Annotated in this window: 1 pseudogene; it reads left to right on the top strand. The window is 72.6% G+C overall.

The features are described 5' to 3' along the window. Positions 1 to 131: 131 nt before the first annotated feature. Positions 132 to 430, top strand: a pseudogene (locus G3I78_RS48815) (tRNA (N6-isopentenyl adenosine(37)-C2)-methylthiotransferase MiaB); the annotation flags it as partial.

Here is a 430-nt window from a genome sequence, read left to right on the forward strand (position 1 = left end):
TACCCTGGACGGTGATGTCCACGATCGCCCCCGCCCCCGTCCCCGCCGTGCTCGCACCCGGTGCCACCTCCGGTGCGCCGGTCGACGACGCGCACCCGCGCACCTACGTCGTCCGCACGCTCGGCTGCCAGATGAACGTCCACGACTCCGAGCACATGGCCGGGATGCTGGAGGAGGCGGGCTACACGCGCGCGAGCGCGGACGACGAGGCCGCGAACCGCGCCGACGTCGTCGTCATCAACACGTGCGCCGTGCGGGAGAACGCCGCGACGCGCCTCTACGGCAACCTCGGCCAGCTCGCCTCCGTGAAGGCCGCGCGGCCCGGGATGCAGATCGCCGTCGGCGGCTGCCTCGCGCAGAAGGACCGCGGCACGATCGTCGAGAAAGCGCCGTGGGTCGACGTGGTCTTCGGCACGCACAACCTCGACGC

The organism is Streptomyces sp. SID13726 (genome assembly GCF_010548375.1).
Classification (GTDB): domain Bacteria; phylum Actinomycetota; class Actinomycetes; order Streptomycetales; family Streptomycetaceae; genus Streptomyces.